The sequence below is a fragment of the Devosia sp. SL43 genome, assembly GCF_021729885.1.
GTDB lineage: Bacteria > Pseudomonadota > Alphaproteobacteria > Rhizobiales > Devosiaceae > Devosia.
In genome coordinates this window covers 3,094,918-3,110,708 of record NZ_CP063401.1, presented here as the reverse complement: position 1 = coordinate 3,110,708, position 15,791 = coordinate 3,094,918, and the positions used below count along the sequence as shown (strand labels likewise).

At 62.3% G+C, this 15,791-nt stretch carries 14 protein-coding genes and 1 tRNA gene; 3 read left to right on the top strand and 12 right to left on the bottom strand.

The annotated features are described in order from the left end of the window. Nucleotides 1-2: 2 nt before the first annotated feature. The 7 genes from IM737_RS15315 to IM737_RS15285 all read right to left on the bottom strand — a co-directional run bounded on the left by IM737_RS15315 (nucleotide 3) and on the right by IM737_RS15285 (nucleotide 8,503). A complete protein-coding gene (locus IM737_RS15315; protein WP_236895253.1) occupies nucleotides 3-887 on the bottom strand; it encodes an ABC transporter permease in 885 nt (294 codons plus the stop codon). After that, nucleotides 887-1,822, bottom strand: a complete 936-nt coding sequence (locus IM737_RS15310) for an ABC transporter permease (RefSeq protein WP_236895252.1) — start codon at nucleotides 1,820-1,822, stop codon at nucleotides 887-889. The genes IM737_RS15315 and IM737_RS15310 overlap by 1 nt, the downstream gene beginning before the upstream one ends. 167 nt (nucleotides 1,823-1,989) lie before the next feature. After that, on the bottom strand, nucleotides 1,990-3,597 hold the full coding sequence (locus tag IM737_RS15305) for an ABC transporter substrate-binding protein (RefSeq protein ID WP_236895250.1): 1,608 nt from the start codon (nucleotides 3,595-3,597) through the stop codon (nucleotides 1,990-1,992). Nucleotides 3,598-3,622: 25 nt separating this feature from the next. Next, on the bottom strand, nucleotides 3,623-4,735 hold the full coding sequence (locus IM737_RS15300; protein WP_236895249.1) for a mandelate racemase/muconate lactonizing enzyme family protein: 1,113 nt from the start codon (nucleotides 4,733-4,735) through the stop codon (nucleotides 3,623-3,625). A 29-nt stretch (nucleotides 4,736-4,764) separates the two neighbouring features. After that, nucleotides 4,765-6,240 carry an NAD-dependent succinate-semialdehyde dehydrogenase gene (locus IM737_RS15295; RefSeq protein WP_236895247.1) on the bottom strand — a complete coding sequence of 492 codons (1,476 nt, stop codon included), beginning with the start codon at nucleotides 6,238-6,240 and terminating at the stop codon, nucleotides 4,765-4,767. Beyond that, nucleotides 6,237-7,484 (bottom strand): iron-containing alcohol dehydrogenase, encoded by a 1,248-nt coding sequence (locus IM737_RS15290; RefSeq protein WP_236895245.1) that lies wholly within the window; start codon nucleotides 7,482-7,484, stop codon nucleotides 6,237-6,239. The genes IM737_RS15295 and IM737_RS15290 overlap by 4 nt, the downstream gene beginning before the upstream one ends. Further along, nucleotides 7,481-8,503 carry an Ldh family oxidoreductase gene (locus tag IM737_RS15285; protein ID WP_236895242.1) on the bottom strand — a complete coding sequence of 341 codons (1,023 nt, stop codon included), beginning with the start codon at nucleotides 8,501-8,503 and terminating at the stop codon, nucleotides 7,481-7,483. Before IM737_RS15285 ends, IM737_RS15290 begins: the two co-directional genes overlap by 4 nt. 76 nt (nucleotides 8,504-8,579) lie before the next feature. Between IM737_RS15285 and IM737_RS15280 the strand changes: the two genes are divergently transcribed. Beyond that, nucleotides 8,580-9,284 (top strand): GntR family transcriptional regulator, encoded by a 705-nt coding sequence (locus IM737_RS15280; RefSeq protein ID WP_236895240.1) that lies wholly within the window; start codon nucleotides 8,580-8,582, stop codon nucleotides 9,282-9,284. 178 nt (nucleotides 9,285-9,462) lie between these two features. Then, nucleotides 9,463-9,888, top strand: coding sequence for a GlcG/HbpS family heme-binding protein (locus IM737_RS15275; protein WP_236895238.1), 426 nt, complete (start codon nucleotides 9,463-9,465; stop codon nucleotides 9,886-9,888). On the opposite strand, the gene IM737_RS15270 is transcribed toward IM737_RS15275, so the two are convergent. The 3 genes from IM737_RS15270 to IM737_RS15260 all read right to left on the bottom strand — a co-directional run bounded on the left by IM737_RS15270 (nucleotide 9,874) and on the right by IM737_RS15260 (nucleotide 13,035). Then, nucleotides 9,874-11,094 carry a multidrug effflux MFS transporter gene (locus IM737_RS15270; protein ID WP_236895236.1) on the bottom strand — a complete coding sequence of 407 codons (1,221 nt, stop codon included), beginning with the start codon at nucleotides 11,092-11,094 and terminating at the stop codon, nucleotides 9,874-9,876. The two genes, IM737_RS15275 and IM737_RS15270, sit on opposite strands and share 15 nt — an antisense overlap. 64 nt (nucleotides 11,095-11,158) lie before the next feature. Continuing rightward, entirely contained in the window at nucleotides 11,159-12,139 is a 981-nt protein-coding gene (locus IM737_RS15265; protein ID WP_236895234.1) for an aldo/keto reductase, read from the bottom strand. Nucleotides 12,140-12,150: 11 nt separating this feature from the next. Continuing rightward, complete coding sequence (locus IM737_RS15260; protein WP_236895232.1) at nucleotides 12,151-13,035, bottom strand: aldo/keto reductase; 885 nt, start codon at nucleotides 13,033-13,035, stop codon at nucleotides 12,151-12,153. A gap of 111 nt (nucleotides 13,036-13,146) precedes the next feature. On the opposite strand from IM737_RS15260, the gene IM737_RS15255 reads away from it, so the two are divergent. Next, nucleotides 13,147-14,043, top strand: a complete 897-nt coding sequence (locus IM737_RS15255; protein WP_236895230.1) for a LysR family transcriptional regulator — start codon at nucleotides 13,147-13,149, stop codon at nucleotides 14,041-14,043. A 103-nt stretch (nucleotides 14,044-14,146) separates the two neighbouring features. Here the strand turns inward: IM737_RS15255 and IM737_RS15250 are convergent. Together IM737_RS15250 and IM737_RS15245 are read right to left on the bottom strand one after the other, a co-directional pair. Then, a tRNA-Arg gene (locus tag IM737_RS15250) sits at nucleotides 14,147-14,223 on the bottom strand. Nucleotides 14,224-14,345: 122 nt separating this feature from the next. Next, the gene (locus IM737_RS15245; protein WP_236895229.1) at nucleotides 14,346-15,776 is read right to left on the bottom strand and encodes a sensor histidine kinase; all 1,431 of its coding nucleotides are present in this window, start codon (nucleotides 15,774-15,776) and stop codon (nucleotides 14,346-14,348) included. Nucleotides 15,777-15,791 lie beyond the last annotated feature (15 nt).

Below are 15,791 nucleotides of genomic sequence, written 5' to 3'. Positions count from 1 at the left end.
CGCTATTGGGACGTCGATGGGTCAAGTGCATCGCGCACCGCGTCGCCGACCAGGTTGAACGCCAGCACCACCAGTGTGATGGCGGCGCCGGCACCAATGATTGGCCAGGGCGACCCAAAGATATTGTTCAAACCGTCGCGGATGATGTTGCCCCAGCTCGGATTGGGTGCCTGAGTGCCTATGCCCAGAAAGCTCAGCGAGGCCTCGAGGCGAATGGCCGACGCCACCCACAGCATCATCAGGACGACGACCGGTGCCATAATGTTGGGAACGATGTGTCGGAAAATGATGATCGGCGTCCGCACGCCCACGGAAATCGCGGCCTCCACATAAGGCTCGTGCTTGACCGCCATGGTCTGTGCCCGGGCCACGCGAGCAAATCCGGGCACGAAGGCAATGGTGATGACGACGATGACGTTCCAGAAGCCACCGCCAAGTACTGCCGCGATCATGATAGCAAGGAGCAACTCGGGGAACGCCAGCAGCAGATCCACGATCCGCGAGATCACACGGTCGATGACACCGCCAAAATAGCCGGCAATGACGCCGAGCGTCGTGCCGATCACCGCCGCAGAGAACGGCGAGATCAATCCGAAGATCAGGGAGTTACGCGAGCCGTAGATCATGCGTGACAGCACGTCGCGTCCGAATTGATCGGTCCCCAGCCAGTTTTCCCAGCTCGGCAGGCGATTGATCTTGAGCATGGACTGGGTCAGCGGATCGTAGGGCGCCAGCATCGGTGCGAAGATCGCGATCAAAGCGAGCAGAACGATGATGACCACTGCCACGATGGTGCCGGGGCGACCAAGCAGAACGTCCCTGATCGTGTGGAATATGTTGGGCTCGGGAGCCAGCAGATGGGGCGAAGTCTCGGTGAGAGTGGTCATCATTTCATCCGGATTCGAGGATCGACGACGATGTAGAGTAGGTCCATCAGCAGGTTGATCACCACGACGAACATGGCAAAGACGACAACGCCACCCTGGATCACTGCATAGTCGCGCTCGGAGATCGCGCTGATCAGCAGCTTGCCGATGCCGGGACGGTTGAAGACCATCTCGATGGCCACCGAGCCTGAAAGTGTCGCCAGCATGCTCAGGCCCAGCCCGGTGGTCAGCGGTAGCAGAGCGTTGCGCAAGCCGTGCCGGTAGATCACCCTGTTTTCCTTGGCGCCCTTTGCCCGCGCGGTGCGCACATAGTCCTTGCTGAGAACCTCGAGCAACGAGGTCCGGGTGAGCCGGCCGATGAAGGCTGCCTTCACGAAGGCCAGCGTCAGTGCTGGCAGGAAGACGTGGTACATGCGGTCGACAAATCCATCGCCGCCGCCATTGATCGGAAACCAGCCCAGGTTGAGCGAAAAGGTGATCAGCAGCAGCGCTCCGAGATAGAAATCAGGGATGGCATAGCCGATCAGCGAGAAAACGCGGACGCCGCTATCGGGCAGTTTGTTCCGGTTGGTGGCCGCAAGAACGCCAAGGGGAACACCGACCGTCAGGCCCATGAGCATGGCGACGATGGTCAACTCGATCGTATAGGGCAAGTTGAGTAGGATCAGCCCCACAACATCCTTGTTGCTCATCATCGATGTGCCAAGGTCTAGTGTAAACACTCCCTTGAGGAAGTTGAGAAACTGCAGCCACAGGGGATCATTGAGCCCCATCCGGACCCGAAACAGCTGCAGTTGCTCAGGGGTGGCCATTTCACCGAGGGCCGCGACGGCCGGATCGCCTGGCAGGATGCGCATGGCGATGAAGACCAGCAGCAGAACCAGAAATATCGTGGGCACTGCGTCTGCCAACCGAAACAGTAGGTATTTTGCCATTCTCGCCTCCAGCAAACCGTATTGGGTCACAGTGTCCGGGTGGACCGTTGCATCCGGCTTTGTCACATTCCGACAAGGATGACCCGATGCACGGCGCCGGCCGACTTACATCTCAACGGCGGCCATTAGGGACGGCGGCGCACCCACCGGGGGAGCGCCGCGTCTGATCAGGCCGTGCGACGCGCCCTGTTGAGCGGCCAGTAGGCAAAGCCGCTTTCGACCGGGAAGCCTAGGTCGATCCGCGGATTGCGGGCGATCACGTAGCTCAGGGTGACGATCCCGAGGATCGGCAAATCCGTCAGCAGCTTCTTTTCGATCTCCTTGACGATCGCTGTCCTCTTGTCGAAGTCAGGTTCGTCCTGTGCCTGAGTCAGCAGGTCATCAATACCGGGCATGGCAACGCCATAGTGGCTGAAATTGCCCTGTCCGGTGCCGTCCGCTTTGACCTCCGCCGCCGCCGATACCTGCTGAAGAAAGACATTGAGCGGCACCGGGCCATAGCTCGACGAATTGAGCGGCATGGCATTCTTGTCGGCACGGTTCTCGGCATGGAAGGCGGTATGATCGATGATGTCGAGCGCCAGCGTGATGCCCACGGTGCGCAACTGCTCTTGAACCATGAGCATGATGGCTGAATAGTCTTCACGCTGGCTGGTGTAGCAGGCGATCTCGACGCCGTTTGGATAGCCGGCCTCCGCGAGTAGGGCCTTGGCCTTTTCTGGGTCGTAATTGTACTGCAGCTCGGGGGGCAGTTCTTCCTTGGTGACCGAGCCCTCGAATTGGGAGGCGATGATGCCGACCATAGGATTGGCCATAGGGCCGTAGGCGGAGGCCAGTGCCGCATTGTCGATTGCGTAGCGGATCGCCTGGCGCACACGAATATCGTCAAGCGGGCCGCGGGTCAGGTTGAGATGCAGCGTGTTGAAGCTGCCTGGCGAGGTGGCGTCGAAGATCGTTTCCGCCGAACGCTGTTGCATCGTGGGAATCCAACCCGGGGACCGGACGCCTTCGATCATGTCCACCTGCCCCGAAGCGAAGGCCAGCGTACGCGCCGTGGTATCGGCGATGAACGAAACCTGGACCTTGGGCGTCGCCGGCTGCTCGCCGAAATGTTCGGCAAAGGCCACCAGGGTTATGCCTTGGGTCTCATCGAAGCTTTCAACTTCATAGCTGCCCGTGCCGACCGGATCGGTGTTGAAGCCCTCCCCCTTTTCCTCGAAGGCCTTCTTGCTGATGATCGATCCGGTCAGGATCGATATGGCCGAGCCGTTGAACAGCGGATCAGGACGCTTGAGCGTGAACACGACCGTATAGGCGTCGGGCGCATCGACACTGGCGATGTTGCCGAAATTCACCTTGCCGCCGGTGACGATCTCGGGATCAAGGTGCCTACCGAAGGTGAAGAGCACGTCTTCGGAGGTCATCTCACCATAACCTTTGTGGAACTGCACGCCCTGGCGCAGCTTGTAGGTCCAGGTCTTGGCGTCTTCGGAACGCTCCCAGCTCTCGGCCAGGCTTGGCTCGAAATCCTCGGGTCGATTGGCGAACTTCCCGTCCGGGTTGCGGACGAGCGTGTTGAACACCTGGTAAATCGCCCAGTTGTCACCGCCTGTCAGGCCGGTTTGCTGGGGATTGACGCCGGTGGGCGCCCGCGCGGCCAGGGCGATGGTGATCATGTCCTCCTGGGCAAAGGCCGCCGGCACATGCAGTCCGATACCTGCGGCCGCGCTGGCCGCCCCGGCATTGATCAGAAAACGTCTTCTCGACAGAGCCATAAGGTTTCTCCTCCCTTGGTGTGGCTTATGCGGAAATTGGTATGCTTCTCCGCTTCAGTTCTTCGGCATTGAATTGGGCGCCCAATCCAGGCGCGGTCGGTAGGTGAAACAGCCCGTCCACCGGTTCGGACGGGTTGGTGAATACGCTGCCTGCCCGTTCCCATCCGTCCGCCAGTTCGACTGGCTTGTTGAGATGCATGATGGTGGACAGCACGTGCAGATTTGCGAGATGCCCCAGCGAAGGCTGGGTCTGGTGCGGCACCAGATCCACGCCATGGGCGTAGGCGATGGCCGCGCACTGCATGATGCCGGTAATGCCGCCCATCTTGACGATATCGGGCTGAACCATGCGGACGCCGGCGTTGATCAAATCCTTGAGGCCTTGCAGCGTGTAGGTCTGTTCACCGGCAGAAACCGTGATGTCGAGCCGTTGGGCGACTTCGCCCATGGCCGAGACGTGGTAGTGCTGCACCGGCTCTTCGAACCAGGTATAGCCCAGCTCTTCCAGGGCCCGGCCAACCCGGATTGCCCCGCCGACCGAGTAGCCATTATTGGCGTCGAACCCGAGCACGAAGTCGTCGCCCAGCGCCTTGCGCACCGCCTTGGCCTTGGCGATGTCGCCGGGAATATCCACGTCGAGCTTGGTGCGATCACCATCCCAACGGATCTTGACGGCGGCCGGCTTCTCCTTGGCAACGCGCCGCTCGACCACTTCCACCACTTGGTCGACGGTGCGCCAGGCATTGCCGCCGACGGAGGAGTAGCAGGTGAGGCTGGTGCGCCACGCGCCGCCCAGGAGCTTGTGGATCGGCTGGCCAAGCAGTTTGCCCTTGAGGTCCCAGAGCGCAATGTCGAGTGCGGCGAGGGCGGCAGTCGTCGCCCCTTCCGGCCCAAGCTTGATGCATTTGTGATAGAGCGTATCCAGCAACACCGCGTGGTCGAAAATGTCCTTGCCGATGAGGAATGGCGCCATGTCGGCGGCCACTATGACGAGGGAGGCGCGGCCCCCCTGCATCGGGGAGGCCTCACCCATGCCGAACTGACCATCCTCGGTTTCGATCCGCACGAAGGCGGACCGGTTGGTCGGCTTGGCCTCGTCAAAAGTCAGCTGAAATGTCTCGACCTTGGCAATCTTCACTACACGTCTCCTCCGTACCGCGATGCGCGCTACCAGCTCACGGCGATGTATTTCGTCTCGCAGAATTCCATGATCCCGTGATGGGCGCCCTCACGGCCCAGCCCGCTCTGTTTGACACCACCGAACGGGGCAGCCGGATCCGATACCAGGCCGCGATTGAGACCGATCATGCCGCTCTCGAGGCGTTCGGAGACGCGCATGCCGCGGCCGATGTCGCGGGTATAGACATAGGCGATGAGCCCATATTCGGTGTCGTTGGCAGCCGCCACCGCGTCGTCCTCACTGGCAAAGCTGGTGATTGCAGCGACAGGGCCAAAGATTTCCTCGCGGCTGATCGTGGCCGTGGCCGGCACGTTGCTGATGACGGTCGGGGGAAAATAGAACCCGTCGCCGCCAGAAGCCTTGCCGCCCGTCAGCACGGTCGCGCCCTGCCCCACCGCGTCGTCGACCAGTCCGCCGATACGGTCCACCGCATCCTGGTTGATCAGGGGTCCGCACTGGGTCTGCACATCATAGCCGGGACCAACCCGGAGCGCGGCCATACGACGGGCCAGTCCGGTAGAAAAGGCTTCGAGGATGCCGTTCTGGACGTAGAAGCGATTGGCTGCTGTACAGGCTTCGCCGCCATTGCGCATCTTGGCAATCATGGCGCCATCGAGCGCCGCCTCCAGGTCGGCGTCATCGAAGACGATAAAGGGCGCGTTGCCCCCCAGCTCCATCGAGCAGGAAATGACCGTGTCGGCGGCTTCGTGCAGAAGCTTGCGCCCGACCTCGGTCGAGCCGGTAAAGGAGAGTTTGCGCACGCGACTGTCATGCAGCATGGCGCTGACCGTGGCGCCTGAACGCGATGTGGTAAGCACGTTGACGACGCCGTCAGGAACACCAGCTTCACGGTAGATGTCGGCCAGTGCATAGGCCGTGAGCGGCGTTTCCGCAGCGGGCTTCAGCACCACCGTGCAGCCGGCCGCCAGTGCCGGGGCAATCTTGCGGGTGGCCATGGCGGCCGGAAAATTCCACGGTGTTATCAGCACCGATACGCCGATGGGCTGATGCTCCACCACGATCTTGTTAGCCCCGCTGGGAGCCGTATAGATCTCGCCATTGAGGCGAACCGCCTCTTCGGAGAACCAGCGGAAGAACTCGGCGGCATAGGTCACTTCGCCTTTGGCGTCGCTGAGCGATTTGCCATTTTCGAGGCTGATCAGTTCGGCCAGCATATCGCGGCGTGCGATCATCAGCTCGAAGCAGCGGCGCAGGATTTCGCCACGCTGGCGCGGTGCCGTGGCTGCCCATCCGGGGCCAGCCTTGTGGGCGGCTGTAACCGCGTCCATGGCATCTTCGATGCTGGCATCGGCGACCGAAATGATGGTCTTGCCGGTTGAAGGATCGAGCACGTCGATCCGTCCTTTCGCAGACCCTTGACGCCATTGCCCATCGATCCACAGATCCGATGGCAGCTTCGCCGGGTCGAAGCTGAGCCCGGCAATGGATGTGTGCTTGTTCATGATAGTTCCCTGACTGTGTCGCGCAACGCGGCGCGATCGCCGACAAAGGCGGCATTGACGAGCTGCGCCATGGTGGCAGTCCCCAGCGGACGCGGATTGTTCTTGATGAGCCGTACGGCGCCCAGGGCCGCTTCCGCCGTCCAGGCAAGATTGTCTTCACCCAGGCCGAGGTCCCGCAAGGTCCTGGGGATGCCTACCGCCGCAAACAGACTGGCCACAGCGTCGATGGCTGCGCCGGCCTTGCCTGCCTGGTCGAGGCCCGCACTTGGCACGCCCATGGCATCAGCGATCTCGGCCATCTCGGCCTCGGCATGGTTGCGGTTGAATTCCATGACATAGGGCATCATCACCGCGACGCCCGCTCCATGCGGGGTGTGGGTCAGCGCACCGACGGGATATTGCACCGCATGGGCGGCTGCGGTGCCGGCAGTGCCGAAGGCCAGGCCGGCAAGGGTCGCACCCATCATCAGCCTCTCGCGGGCAGCATAGTCTGCGCCATTGTCGTAGGCGGCCTTGAGGCTTCGCGAGATCAGCCGAATTGCCTGCAACGCGAACTGGTCGGAAAGCGCGTTCTTGCCGACAAAGACATGCTCATGGATGGTTTTCGCATCGACGGCCCGGCGCAAGGTGGTGAAGGCCTCGATCGCATGGGTCAGCGCATCCGCACCGGACACTGCGGTCAGTCCGGATGGACAGGAATAGGTCAGTTCCGGATCACAGATGGCGGTATGCGGAATGAGGTAAGGGCTGGCGATCCCGACTTTGACGGCCCGGTCCGGATCGGAAATCACGGCCACGGGTGTGACTTCCGATCCCGTGCCGGCCGTTGTGGGCACGGCCACCAGCGGCAGAATTGGGCCTGGAACCTTGAACTCGCCATAATAGTCGGACGGCGTTCCGCCATGGCTGAGCAAGAGTGCGATCACTTTGGCCGCGTCCAGGCAGCTGCCTCCGCCAATGCCGACGATAACATCGGCGCCAAAGCGCATGCCGTGATCAAGGCATTCGAGGATGCAGGAGTCTGGCAGTTCGGCAAGAGTGCCCGCATAGACATCCACGGCGATGCCGGCCTGGCCCAGTTGATCGACCATGGCCCTGAACTCGGCGTTGTCGGCCATTCGTTCGTCGGTCACCAACAGCGCACGCTTGCCCAGTGGCGCCACATAGCCGGCCAATGCGGCCCGCTGGCCGGCACCGAACACCAGATTGCGCGGCAGGCGCGATGCGGCAAAAATAGCGGTCATGACCTGCCCTGCTGCTGGAGAGGAGTATCGGCCAGCTGCTGAAGCCGCACCCAGACGGTATCGGCGATGGCAACACCGTCCCTCATCCGCGCGGCGCGATTGGCACGGCCGCGCTCGCCCGGAACCAGCACCGCGTCGAACCCGGCGGCCGGCTCGGCGGAGCGGATGATGTCGAGATAGGCTGACAGCCCCGCTACGCGCGGCCCGTCGATGACAATGAACACATCGCCCTTGTTGCAGACGCGCGTGGTATCGAGCGTGCCATGGACATCGGTGCCCAGGGCTGCACCCGAAAGGCTTGCCACGAGCAGCTCGAAGGCCAGGCCCAGAGCATAGCCCTTGGCCTCACCGAATGGCGCAATGGCACCGCGTTTGGCCGCCTCGGCATCGGTCGTGGCATTGCCGTCTGCATCCAGCGCCCACCCCAGGGGAATGGGCTGTCCACGATTGGCGCGATCATGGATTTCACCCATCGAGACGACACCGGTGGCGGTATCCATCACGAATGGATCGGCCTCGCCGGTGGGTATGCCGATGGCTATGGGATTGGTGCCGACCAGCGCCTTGCGGCCGCCCCAGGGATGGACCAGCGCCTCGCTGGTCGACAGCACGATCGAGGCCTGACCATCACGGGCTACCCGCTCGGCATACCAGGCCAGCATCCCAATATGCTGCGAATTGGTTATGGCAGCCACGGCGATCCCCGAATGGCGAGCTCGGTCCTGGACCTGGGCCAGGGCGGAATTGGCAACAATCGGGCCCAGCCCCTGCTGCCCATCGACAGTCAGATAGCCGGTGCCCTGCCAGGTATGAATGCCCGTCGCGTGCGGGTCAGCCAATCCGGCCTCAATGCGCTGCACAATGCGCTCGAGTCGCAGCAAGCCGTGCGAAGGCACGCCGCGCAGTTCGGCGTCGAGCCAGAGGTCGACCTGGACCGCTGCGCTGGGCACAGGCACGCCGGCATTGACCAAGGCGCGCTCGGCAGTCTGGCGAATCTGGTGAGCGGCGAGAACAGGCAAGATATCAAATCCGATCGGATATATGATTGAACGGGGCGGACTATGGTGCTATCGGTGGGGCGCGTCAATAGCCGATATGGAAGCAACGATTTTGGTGATCAGCGATAAGCGAGCTGTGGCACCGACCCAGCTCAAGCGTCCCACGCGGCTGGGCGATGAAGTATACAGCGCTCTCTATGAGCAGTTGATGTCGCGCCAGATTGCGCCCGGCGGCCGAATTTCGGTCGATCGCCTGGTGCGCGAACTTGGTGTCTCGCAAACCCCCATTCGCGAAGCATTGTCGCGGTTGGAGGCCCAGGGCCTGGTGGTCAAGGCTCACCTCATCGGCTACAGCGCCGCCAACCAGATGGACAACGCTCGGCTCCATCAGCTCTATGAATTGCGACTGTTGCTCGAACCGTTCGCCGCCGGTCGGGCCGCATTGAACATGACCGAAGAGGCGCTGACCGCCCTCATCAAACTGGCAGCTGAAATGCAGGCTGGTGATGCGGGCCCGCAGGTTGAGGCCTATGGCCGCTTTGCCCAACTGGACAGCGATTTTCACGACCTCATCGCCCATGCGAGTGGCAATGAACTTGTGCAGGAGACCCTGGCGAACCTGCACACCCATGTACACCTGTTCAGGCTCTTTTATCACGCCCGCGTCACCACCGACGCCATTCAGGAGCACCAGCAGATTATCGAGGCGCTGGCTGCCCGCGACTCGCGTGCAGCAGAAGCAGCCATGCGCCACCACATCGAGCGCTCGCGGGGGCGCTTCGCCAGCGCATTTGAGCGCTAAGCGACGATCGAAACCGGCCAGACCACGACTATCGCCCGATGGCGCCGCGATACAACCGGAGTATCGCGGCGAAGCGACGCTGGACTTGGCGTTTGACGCCGCCGAGCAACCCAATGGCCCTACGGAGCCGACCCTTCATCACCGCCGCCGCCAGGTAAATCCAAAGAGGAAACCGCAAATGCTGACGCTTAAACGCCTGGACCTCGCCGATGCAGGCATTCTGCTTGCGGGGGCACGTAGCAAGGCGGACGCCATTGGCGTGCCCATGTGCATTGCCATCACTGATGAGAGCGGCAATCTCATCGCCTTCGAACGCATGGATGGCGGCAAGACGACAAGCATAACCATCGCTATCGACAAGGCCTTCACGGCCGCTGGGGCAAGACGCGCGACGCACGACTATGGCATCGCAAGCCAACCCGGCAGTCCGGCCTATGGCATCAACAGCGCGATCGGCGGACGCCTCATGGTGGTCGGCGGCGGACTGCCGGTCGAAGTTGACGGGGTGGTGGTTGGCGGCATTGGCGTCAGCTCGGGCACCCCTGTACAAGATCGCGAGGTTGCCCAGGCGGGGATCGATCAGTTCCTCTCAGTGGTTGTCTAGCCGAGCAAAGTGTCGCCCATTCATCACCCATGTGATTGTTCCCGCGCACAATGTGCTGACACAGATGATGAGTGCCATGGGCCAGGGCGTGCCGTTCGCAAGTGTGCTCACGAGCGCAGAGCCGACCATCCCGCCGCCATACTGTGCGAAGCCAAGAAGGGCCGACGCTGAACCTGTGCCCGTATCGACGCTGGACAGTCCGCCGGCAATGGTGTTGGCGCCGATCAGTCCGTTCATACCGATATACGCGAACAGCGCCGCAGCCAGCCCGATCCATCCGCCCCACCCCGTGGCGACCACCACAAGAAGAATGAGGGCCGCCAAAGCCGCGACTGACGTCCCGATGAGCATCATGCGGTCACTACCAAATCGACCGACGAAACGCAGGTTCAGTGTGTTGGACAACATGATCCCGACAATACCCGAGGCAAATATCAAGCCATAGCTGGCGGGCGGCAGGCCGTAATACTCAATGAAGACAAAGGACGAGCCGGCGACATAGGCGAACACGCCAGCGCCGAAGCAGGCCATGATGGCGGCATAAGCCATAAGCTTGGCGTTCCGGAGGTGCTGGCCGTATGCCGCAAAGGCCTCGGCCAGCGTTCCCCCGGAACGAGCGGGACTCGGGAGAGATTCAGCGGTCCGCCCCACACCCAGCAAGGTTACCGTTCCGATCGCGACCAAGGTCCAGAAAATGTAGTGCCAGGACGAGAGGGCAAGGATCTGCGCACCGACCGAAGGTCCCAACATCGGCGCGACGCTCATGATGAGCATCAGTGTTGAGAGCATTCGGGCCGCCTCGTCCCTGTGGAACAGATCGCGCACCATGGCCCGGCCCAGCACCACGCCGGCACTGGCGCCAAGCGCCTGAACGATGCGGCAGGTGATCAACTGGACGGCGTCCACCGACAGGGCGCAGCCGGCTGCGCCGGCAATAAAGATGGCAATGCCGAGCATGAGCGGCAGCTTGCGTCCGAACCTGTCGCTGACAGGGCCCCAGAACAGTTGCCCGAAGGCAAATCCGAGCAGATAGCCCGACACCGTGAGTTCGAGCTGGCCCTGCGTCGCGCCAAGGCTTGCGCCCATGCTGGGCATGGCGGGCAGGTAGAGATCGGTGGAGATTGAGGCGAAGCCCAGCAGCGCGCTCAGCAGCACGGTCAGCCAGACACCTCGATAGGCCTCAGAATTGTTTGCGGTCATTGTCATCGAAGTGGCTGGCTACTGGACTTGCAACGGCCCTTTGGCGGCGGGTGCGGGGTGAAAGCTAGCACTAGCGGTCGATTCGTGCCTGGTTGAGAGCGGAATAACGGTCACCCATGATCTCGATTCCGCTCACGGCGTGCTCGATTTCGGACAGCTCGCTGTCAGTAAGCTCAACCTCGACCGCACCGATATTCTCCTCAAGCCTATGCAGCTTGGTGGTGCCAGGTATGGGCGCGATCCAGGGCTTTTGCGCCAGAACCCAGGCGAGAGCCAGTTGCGCCGGTGTTACCTGCTTGTCCGCCGCGATGCGCGAGAGGGTATCGACGATCGCCTGGTTGGCGGCGCGGTTTTCCGCATCGAACCGCGGCACGGAATTGCGGAAGTCCTTTTCCGAAAACGTCGTGCTGGTGTCGATCGTGCCGGTCAAGAATCCCTTGCCGAGCGGGCTGAACGGGACAAAGCCAATGCCGAGCTCTTCGAGTACCGGCAGGATTTGGTCCTCCGGTTCGCGCCACATTAGCGAGTACTCGCTCTGCAACGCGGTGACCGGCTGCACGGCGTGCGCCCGCCTTATGTTCGCGACACCGGCCTCGGAAAGGCCGAAATGCTTCACCTTGCCCTCGGCAATCAGCTCCTTGACGGTGCCAGCGACGTCTTCCATGGGCGTGTTGCGGTCGACGCGGTGCTGGTAGAGCAGGTCGATATGATCGGTGCGCAGCCGCCTGAGCGAGCCTTCAACGGCCTTGCGGATGCGTTCAGGCCGGCTGTCGGGGACGCCGCCGCCATCGATGTCAAAGCCGAATTTGGTCGCGATCACCACCTGGTTGCGGATGGGCTCGAGCGCTTCGCCGACCACTTCTTCGTTCTTGTAAGGGCCGTAGACTTCGGCGGTGTCGAAGAAGGTGATGCCGCGCTCGAAAGCGTCGCGGATGAGTTTGACCCCCACCGGGGTCTCCAGCGGGGTGCCATAGGACTGGCTGATGCCCATGCAGCCCAGGCCGATGGCGGAAACTTCGAGCCCAGTGCTGCCGAGTTGTCTCTTCTTCATGTCGGCGCTCCTCACGCTTCCGGAATTGGGCGACTGAAATTGTCGAGGGTGATGAAATCGGGCTCCGGTCCGCCGCGCACACCAGTTTCCAGTCCGTCGATGGCTGCCACTTCATCGGGGGTCAGTTCGAAGTCGAAGACATCGAAATTCTCGGCGATGCGGGCGGGTTTGACGGATTTTGGGATCACCGAGCGACCGTGCTGGAGTCCCCAGCGCAGCATGACCTGCGCGGCGGACTTGCCGTGCGCCTGGGCGATGGCCTGGATCGCCGGGTCTTCTAGTGAGCTTTTGCCATTGCCGCGATAGAAGGTGATCCCGCCGATCGGCGACCAGGCCTGCGTCAGGATGCCGTGCTGCTGATGCAGCCTTTGCAACGCGCCCTGCTGAAAATAGGGATGCACCTCTATCTGATTGACCGCGGGCACGACCTCTGTTTCCGCCAGCAGGCGCTCGATATGCTCCGGCATGAAATTGCTGACGCCAATGGCGCGCACCTTACCGTCTGCCAGCAGCTGTTCGAGGGCGCGATAGGCGCCGAGGGTCTTGTCAAAAGCCGAAGGCAGCGCCTGATGCAGGATCAGCAGATCGAGCTGCTCGACGCCAAGTTTCTTTGTGCTCTTCTCAAAACTGTGCAGCGTTTCGTCAAAGCCGTAGTCGTTGATCCAGATCTTGGTTTCGATGAAAACCTGGTCGCGGGACACGCCCGAGCTCCGGATACCTTCGCCCACTTCGCGCTCGTTGCCATAGGCGGCCGCGGTATCGATGTGCCGGTAGCCGACGCGCAGGGCCTCCGCGACGGCTACGGTCGCCTCGGCCGGTGGCGTCTGGAAGACGCCCAGGCCTAAGGCTGGAATCAGCACGCCATTGTTGAGCTCTAGATTTGGTACCGATGTCATGCGCGAACCTCTTTGGTCGATCATAGGCATAAGGTAAGCCCGTTCAGCTCATCTGATTAGCTGGGTCATTCTGCTTGGGGCTATGAATGAGATTCATGATAGGTGTCGGAAATGAACCGCGACAATGTTGCCGATCTCATCGCCTTCATCACCATTGCGCAGGAGCGCAGCTTTACCCGTGCGGCTGGGCGCCTTGGTGTGTCCCAGTCGGCCCTCAGCCACGCCCTCAGCCGGTTGGAACGACGCCTTGGTGTCCGCTTGCTCACGCGGAGCACCAGAAGCGTGTCGCCGACCGATGCTGGGGAGCGCCTGCTCGCGACGGTGGAGCCGCGGTTCCAGGAAGTTGACGCGGCGCTCGAGCGGGTCAGCGAATTCAGGGACAAGCCTGCCGGCACCATCCGCCTGACGGCCGGCGAGCACGCCGTCAATGCCGTGCTCTGGCCAAGGCTGCAGTATTTCGCCAAGGATTACCCCGACATCCGGCTTGAAATCATTGCCGACAACGGCTTCGTCGACATTGTCGCCCAACGATATGACGCCGGTGTGCGCTTGGGCGAGCAGCTCGCAAAGGACATGGTCGCGGTGCGGATCGGGCCGGATTGGCGCATGGCGATCGTGGGCGCTCCCGGCTACCTTGAGGGACGGAAACAGCCATCAAGCCCGCAAGACCTGACCGAACACGTCTGCATAAACCTGCGTTTGCCCACCTACGGAGGCAATTACGCCTGGGAGTTCGAGCATGGCGGTCGGCGCCTCAATGTGCGGGTAGACGGTCAACTCTCGTTCAGCAGCAGCAATCACATTCTATCGGCGGCTCTGGTTGGATCCGGTCTCGCCTGTGTACCGGAAGACATCGTCACGCCTTATGTCAAAGCGGGCCAGCTTATCCATGTACTGGAGGACTGGATGCCCACCTTCGACGGCTACCACCTGTACTATCCCAGCCGGCGCCAGACCTCGCCAGCCTTCTCAAGACTGATCGAAGCATTGCGCTACCGCCCGTCATAAGTCATGCGGGCCGCTCTGACGTTCCAGAAGGCGGATACCCGCCACTCAACCGAGCGCGGCAGGTAACTTCTCACTGAACTGTGTTCGTAGTCTTATACAGGAATGGCGCGCCCTAAGAGATTCGAACTCCTGACCCCCAGATTCGTAGTCTGGTGCTCTATCCAGCTGAGCTAAGGGCGCGCACGGCCGTTTGGAACGGCGACTGTCAGGCGGTGGGCGGAGCCACATCGGCCTGAAGCGGCGCAACCCATACATGGGTGGTCAGGGCTTGGCAAGCGCGCAGGTGACAGTTTTTCGTCGGTTCAGGCCGATGCACGCAGGGTGGCCGGAAGGAAGAGATCAAAGCGCGTGCCGATGGGCTGATCGACAAAGCTCAGGCGGCCGCCATGCGCCTCGGCGATCTCGCGCGCGATGGCCAGGCCAAGGCCGGTGCCGCCAGATCGGGCCGAGCCTTCGAAGGCGACGAAGAGGTTTTCCCGCGCCCGGGGCGGCAAGCCCAGCCCGTTGTCGGCTACCGAAAACGTCACGCCGTCGTCAGCTCGGGTGACCGTTACCGTCACCTCTGGCGCGGCAATAGCTGAACCAGCGGCCTCAAGGGCCTCGCGGGCGTTCTTGAGCAGGTTGAGCAGCAGCCGGCCGACCTGGCCGGCATCGACCGCCAGCACCAGGGTTTCTGGCACGCCGTTGCTGAAGGCGATGACGGGATGCCCCACCAGGCGCGCATCGAAGGCGGCGTCTTCGACCAGTGGCCTGATATCGGCTGGCACCAATACCGGCGGCACGCCGGTTTCGCGGCCATAGTCGAGCACCGATTGGGCAAAGCCGATGGCCCGGTCCAGGGTGGTCACGAGGCGGGGCGCCAGGCGCTGCACCTTGGGATCGTCGAGCGTCGCCACCTGGTCGGAGAGCAGTTGCGCAGAGGTCAGCGTGTTGCGCAGGTCGTGGTTGATCTTGGCCACGGCCAGGCCCAGATCGGCAAGGTGCCGGCGCTGCCGCAGCATAGAGAATATATCCTGCTCCATGGCGGCCAGCTCACGCTCGGCAATGCCGATTTCGTCGCGCCTAGCCGATGGGACAATGATGAGGCTGCCGTTTTCCGGCGCCTGGCGGAAGGCCAGCATGTTCTGGGTGATCCGCCGCACTGGATGGATGAACAGGTAGCTGGCCAGCCAGTACAGCGCCACGGCCGTCACCGCCGCAATGGCCAGCGACACGGCAACCACTTGGCGGGAATAGTCCAGCATATCTTGCCGCAGCGGTCGCTCGGGCATCAAGAGCTCGACCAGCGTCTCATCGAGATCGCCTTCGCCGACGATACGCAGGGTGCGGCCAGGTCCGGCGAAAAGCGTATCCATCGCCCCCATGATCAAGGTCGGCAAATCGCGCTGGCGCATGTCGGCGGTGACGACGACGTCAGGCGTGACCGGATTGGCCAGCTCAATCAACTGGCTCTGCCCCTCGCGGCGATAGACGATAGCATTGGCCCCGGCCGAGGTCAGCAGGCGGTCGGTGAGGTTGCGCGGCAAGGCCATGACGTCGGGCACGGCATCAAGTACCCGCGCCGCGACAACACCAACCCGCAGGCGGTCATCGAGCCAGTTGGCGCGAAAATTGGCGAGCGAAGGCAGGTAAATCACGATCTCGACCAGAAGGATCACCGCGATGATGGTGGCGATGAGCTTGATCGATAGGCCGGAGAACCGGCTGGGCAAGACGCTGCGTTCGGCTGTCATTTCAAGCCATTATAG

What these genes read in the sequence shown, in the direction of transcription:
- IM737_RS15315 (WP_236895253.1), bottom strand. Translation starts at nt 887, where the DNA reads ATGACCACTCTCACCGAGACTTCGCCCCATCTGCTGGCTCCCGAGCCC.
- IM737_RS15310 (WP_236895252.1), bottom strand. Translation starts at nt 1,822, where the DNA reads ATGGCAAAATACCTACTGTTTCGGTTGGCAGACGCAGTGCCCACGATA.
- IM737_RS15305 (WP_236895250.1), bottom strand. Translation starts at nt 3,597, where the DNA reads ATGGCTCTGTCGAGAAGACGTTTTCTGATCAATGCCGGGGCGGCCAGC.
- IM737_RS15295 (WP_236895247.1), bottom strand. Translation starts at nt 6,240, where the DNA reads ATGAACAAGCACACATCCATTGCCGGGCTCAGCTTCGACCCGGCGAAG.
- IM737_RS15290 (WP_236895245.1), bottom strand. Translation starts at nt 7,484, where the DNA reads ATGACCGCTATTTTTGCCGCATCGCGCCTGCCGCGCAATCTGGTGTTC.
- IM737_RS15280 (WP_236895240.1), top strand. Translation starts at nt 8,580, where the DNA reads ATGGAAGCAACGATTTTGGTGATCAGCGATAAGCGAGCTGTGGCACCG.
- IM737_RS15275 (WP_236895238.1), top strand. Translation starts at nt 9,463, where the DNA reads ATGCTGACGCTTAAACGCCTGGACCTCGCCGATGCAGGCATTCTGCTT.
- IM737_RS15270 (WP_236895236.1), bottom strand. Translation starts at nt 11,094, where the DNA reads ATGACAATGACCGCAAACAATTCTGAGGCCTATCGAGGTGTCTGGCTG.
- IM737_RS15265 (WP_236895234.1), bottom strand. Translation starts at nt 12,139, where the DNA reads ATGAAGAAGAGACAACTCGGCAGCACTGGGCTCGAAGTTTCCGCCATC.
- IM737_RS15260 (WP_236895232.1), bottom strand. Translation starts at nt 13,035, where the DNA reads ATGACATCGGTACCAAATCTAGAGCTCAACAATGGCGTGCTGATTCCA.
- IM737_RS15255 (WP_236895230.1), top strand. Translation starts at nt 13,147, where the DNA reads ATGAACCGCGACAATGTTGCCGATCTCATCGCCTTCATCACCATTGCG.
- IM737_RS15245 (WP_236895229.1), bottom strand. Translation starts at nt 15,776, where the DNA reads ATGACAGCCGAACGCAGCGTCTTGCCCAGCCGGTTCTCCGGCCTATCG.